The 4,372-nt window shown below is 49.5% G+C and carries 4 protein-coding genes and 4 tRNA genes; 1 reads left to right on the forward strand and 7 read right to left on the reverse strand.

All coding sequences use genetic code 11. The annotated features are described in order from the left end of the window. From OGV67_RS10835 to OGV67_RS10855, 5 genes are all read right to left on the reverse strand, one after another. Nucleotides 1-215 (reverse strand): GTP-binding protein (locus tag OGV67_RS10835; protein WP_000031663.1); only part of this gene is annotated, 215 nt, incomplete at its 3' end. A 116-nt stretch (nucleotides 216-331) separates the two neighbouring features. Then, nucleotides 332-407, reverse strand: a tRNA-Thr gene (locus OGV67_RS10840). Nucleotides 408-412: 5 nt separating this feature from the next. Continuing rightward, nucleotides 413-487 (reverse strand) — tRNA-Gly (locus OGV67_RS10845). Between the two features lie 117 nt (nucleotides 488-604). Beyond that, nucleotides 605-689: transfer RNA gene (locus OGV67_RS10850), tRNA-Tyr, on the reverse strand. Nucleotides 690-697: 8 nt separating this feature from the next. Beyond that, nucleotides 698-773, reverse strand: a tRNA-Thr gene (locus OGV67_RS10855). A 397-nt stretch (nucleotides 774-1,170) separates the two neighbouring features. Here OGV67_RS10855 and coaA point away from each other — a divergent pair. After that, nucleotides 1,171-2,124 carry a type I pantothenate kinase gene (gene coaA, locus OGV67_RS10865; RefSeq protein WP_024130653.1) on the forward strand — a complete coding sequence of 318 codons (954 nt, stop codon included), beginning with the start codon at nucleotides 1,171-1,173 and terminating at the stop codon, nucleotides 2,122-2,124. Nucleotides 2,125-2,154: 30 nt separating this feature from the next. Here the strand turns inward: coaA and birA are convergent, their stop codons facing one another. Together birA and murB are read right to left on the reverse strand one after the other, a co-directional pair. Beyond that, a complete protein-coding gene (birA, locus tag OGV67_RS10870; protein WP_049011715.1) occupies nucleotides 2,155-3,117 on the reverse strand; it encodes a bifunctional biotin--[acetyl-CoA-carboxylase] ligase/biotin operon repressor BirA in 963 nt (320 codons plus the stop codon). Beyond that, complete coding sequence (murB, locus tag OGV67_RS10875) at nucleotides 3,114-4,142, reverse strand: UDP-N-acetylmuramate dehydrogenase (protein ID WP_060815940.1); 1,029 nt, start codon at nucleotides 4,140-4,142, stop codon at nucleotides 3,114-3,116. Before murB ends, birA begins: the two co-directional genes overlap by 4 nt. Nucleotides 4,143-4,372: the final 230 nt, after the last annotated feature.

Raw genomic sequence — 4,372 nt, forward strand, 5'->3', positions numbered from 1 at the left:
GTGTCGTATTCAACGTGAGAAGTGTTGATGGTGATACCACGAGCTTTTTCTTCCGGCGCGTTATCGATCTGGTCGAATGCGCGAGCAGCACCGCCGTAGGTTTTAGCCAGTACGGTAGTGATTGCAGCGGTCAGCGTTGTTTTACCATGGTCAACGTGGCCGATAGTACCGACGTTGACGTGCGGTTTTGTACGTTCAAACTTTTCTTTAGACATCGATTGTCCCTCTAAGACACGGATAAATCGGTGATATCACCACATCAACCAGGCGATATGCCTGAATTGTTGAATATTTAAGTTTATACAGAGAGAAACGGGAAGGAGAAGTGAAGTGGTGCTGATACCCAGAGTCGAACTGGGGACCTCACCCTTACCAAGGGTGCGCTCTACCAACTGAGCCATATCAGCACGTCTGGAGCGGGCAGCGGGAATCGAACCCGCATCATCAGCTTGGAAGGCTGAGGTAATAGCCATTATACGATGCCCGCATCCTGGAACTCGGCTACCCAGTTCTTTCTGTAACAAAAAAAGAGACATGTCTCTTTTCTTATTCGAACCGGTTAATTTTTTCAACCAGTTCAGACAGCAAACACGCTGCCAGAAAGTGGTGGTGGGGGAAGGATTCGAACCTTCGAAGTCTGTGACGGCAGATTTACAGTCTGCTCCCTTTGGCCGCTCGGGAACCCCACCGGACTTGATGGTGCCGACTACCGGAATCGAACTGGTGACCTACTGATTACAAGTCAGTTGCTCTACCTACTGAGCTAAGTCGGCATCAAGTAGCGCGCATTCTATGGAGACCTGCGACCTCATGCAACTAAAAAATTGCATAAAATGTTCTATCGCTCACATTTTGCACGACAAGACTGCTAAATGGCCTATTTTTAGTCAGGTCAGTGCGATTTTTCGACACCAGGATGCTAACGGCTTAACGGAGAGCATCATCATATCTGTGTTTGAAAGAGAAAAATTCTTCTTTTACATATGGTATATCCGTCACATTGCGTTTCAGGGATAACTTATCAGGAGAGATTTTTTCTTATTATTCCCTCCCATCTGGTGTTACCCTCCTGCCCATTGTCCAAATTAACTGAAATGTGTCGTGCCATTGCATGCCGGGGATGATTCGCTTTTTTATCGCTGACCTGATGTAGCAATGACAGCCAGAAACATGCTTATGAGTAAAGAGCAAACGTTAATGACGCCTTACCTACAATTTGATCGCAACCAGTGGGCTGCGCTTCGTGATTCCGTGCCGATGACCCTGACCGAGGGCGAAATCGCACGACTCAAAGGCATTAATGAAGATTTATCACTGGAAGAAGTTGCCGAGATTTATTTGCCCCTGTCGCGTTTGCTAAATTTCTATATCAGTTCAAACCTGCGCCGTCAGGCTGTTCTGGAGCAATTTTTAGGCACTAACGGCCAGCGTATTCCTTATATCATCAGCATTGCCGGTAGCGTTGCCGTGGGCAAAAGCACCACCGCGCGCGTACTGCAAGCACTGCTGAGCCGCTGGCCGGAACATCGTCGCGTCGAATTGATCACCACTGACGGTTTTCTACATCCTAACCAGGTGCTGAAAGATCGCGGGCTGATGAAGAAGAAAGGCTTTCCTGAGTCTTACGATATGCACCGTCTGGTGAAGTTCGTTTCCGATCTCAAATCAGGGGTGCCAAATGTCACCGCACCAGTCTATTCACACCTGATTTATGATGTGATTCCAGACGGAGATAAAACCGTCGCGCAGCCCGATATATTAATTCTTGAAGGCTTAAATGTACTACAGAGTGGAATGGATTATCCTCACGATCCACATCATGTATTTGTTTCTGACTTCGTTGATTTTTCTATTTATGTTGATGCGCCTGAAGATTTACTCCAGACGTGGTACATCAACCGCTTCCTGAAATTCCGTGAGGGGGCGTTCACCGACCCAGATTCTTATTTCCATAATTACGCAAAATTATCGAAAGATGAAGCGATCAATACCGCCGCATCATTATGGAAAGAAATCAACTGGTTGAACTTAAAGCAAAATATTTTACCCACTCGTGAACGGGCCAGTCTGATTATGACCAAAAGTGCCAATCATGCGGTCGAACAAGTCAGGTTGAGAAAATAATGTAAAAAGGGAGCCTTAGCTCCCTTTTTATTATTCTGCGCTGCGTAAAGATATTTCTCCGCCCATCCACGGCTTAATTACGCCATCCTGTTCAAGCAACAACGCGCCTTGCGCATCTATCCCACGGGAAATACCAAATATTTCTTTATCACCAATAATCAGTTTAACCGGTCGGTTAATAAAATTATCCAGTTTTTCCCAGCGAGACAGGTAAGGTGCCAGACCTTCCTGCTCAAAGAGTTCCAGCGCCGCACGCAACTCTTTGATTAACGTCGCCGCCAGCATGTTGCGATCAAGCGTAATGCCCGCTTCCTGGAGATTGATCCATCCCTGATTCACGACGCCTTCTTCCACACGGCGCATGGCCATGTTGATACCTGCGCCGATAACGATTTGTGCAGCGTCGCCCGTTTTCCCCGTAAGCTCAACCAGAATGCCTGCCAGCTTGCGATCGAGTAAGTAGAGGTCATTAGGCCACTTAACCCGAACCTTCTCTGCCCCCAGATCGCGCAGAACCTCAGCCATCACAATGCCGATCACCAGACTCAGCCCGATCGCGGCTGCCGGCCCCTGCTCCAGACGCCAGTACATAGAAAGATACAGGTTCGCACCAAATGGGGAGAACCATTTCCGCCCACGACGACCACGCCCAGCCTGCTGGTATTCCGCTACACAGGCATCACCCGACGTCAACTGGCCAATACGGTCCAGCAGATACTGGTTCGTCGAATCGATAACCGGAAGTACCGTGACATTCCCGCTGTCCAGTTGTGCATGGATGACAGAAGCATCTAATAATTGGATAGGTTCTGGCAGGCTATATCCTTTGCCAGGAACGGTAAACACATCAACTCCCCAGTCACGCAGCGTCTGGACATGCTTGTTGATGGCTGCGCGGCTCATTCCCAGTGTTTCACCCAGATGTTCACCCGAATGAAACTCACCATCGGCCAGCAAAGAGATCAGCGTCAGGGGAACGGTATTATCCTTCATGCAATGATCTCCACAGCATTCACTTCACCGGTCTGCCCGATAAACCGAACCTCCGGTTCCAGCCAGACATTAAATTTCTCACCCACGTTCTGACGCACATGATGCGCGAGTTTCACCACATCCTCGCTTGTCGCATTATGTGCGTTAATCAGCACCAGGGCCTGCTGACGATGTACCGCAGCGCCCCCAATACTGACGCCTTTTAGCTGGCACTGATCGATCAACCAACCGGCAGCCAGCTTCACTGAACCATCGGCCTGCGGGTAATGTGGCGCACCGGGAAATTGCGCCAGTAATGTGTGCGCAATCTCTGCTGCAACAACAGGATTTTTAAAGAAGCTACCTGCATTACCATTTACTTTTGGATCGGGCAGTTTCGTGGTGCGCATATGGCATACGGCATCAAACACCTGCTGCGGCGTGACCGTTTCAGGTTCAAGGCGAACCAGGTCGCCATAAGTCAGTACGGGCTGCCACTGTTTTGGTAAACGCAGGCCGACAGCCACAATGGCGTAACGATCCTGATATTCATGCTTGAAGATACTATCACGATAACCAAAGCGGCACTCTGTGGCGCTCACCCGTAGAGACTTTCCGGTTGCCAGCTCGACACAATCCACATAGTCACAGACCCGCTGTAGTTCTACACCATAGGCGCCAATGTTCTGGATAGGAGAAGAACCGACGCACCCCGGAATAAGCGCCAGATTCTCCAGCCCCGGCATACCTTGCTGGAGTGTGTATCGTACCAGGTTATGCCAGTTTTCCCCCGCCCCTACGTGCAAGTGCCATGCTTCGGGTTGCTCTGTCACCTCAATACCTTTGATACGGTTGATAATCACCGTTCCATGAAAGGTATCAAGAAACAGAACGTTACTCCCTTCGCCCAGTATCAGTACCGGATGATTTGATGCTTTAGCCGATTGCCAGGCATCCAATAGTTGTTGTTCATTTTCGGCACAGACAATCTCGTTAGCGCGTTGATCGATACCGAAGGTATTCCAGGGTTTGAGGGAGTGATTCATAGACGCTTTCCTGATGCAAAATCGCGTCTAGTTTACCGCATATGCAACAGTATGGCTTGTGGTTATGTAGGTGGGATAAGCGCAGCGTCATCCGGCTGCCCCCGGGCGCATGAACGCAAAAAGGCCATCCCTCAGGATGGCCTCTTCACTTTAATTAATGCCTGGCAGTTCCCTACTCTCGCATGGGGAGACCCCACACTACCATCGGCGCTACGGCGTTTCACTTCTGA

The organism is Citrobacter sp. CK188 (assembly GCF_030333525.1).
Classification (GTDB): domain Bacteria; phylum Pseudomonadota; class Gammaproteobacteria; order Enterobacterales; family Enterobacteriaceae; genus Citrobacter_B; species Citrobacter_B koseri.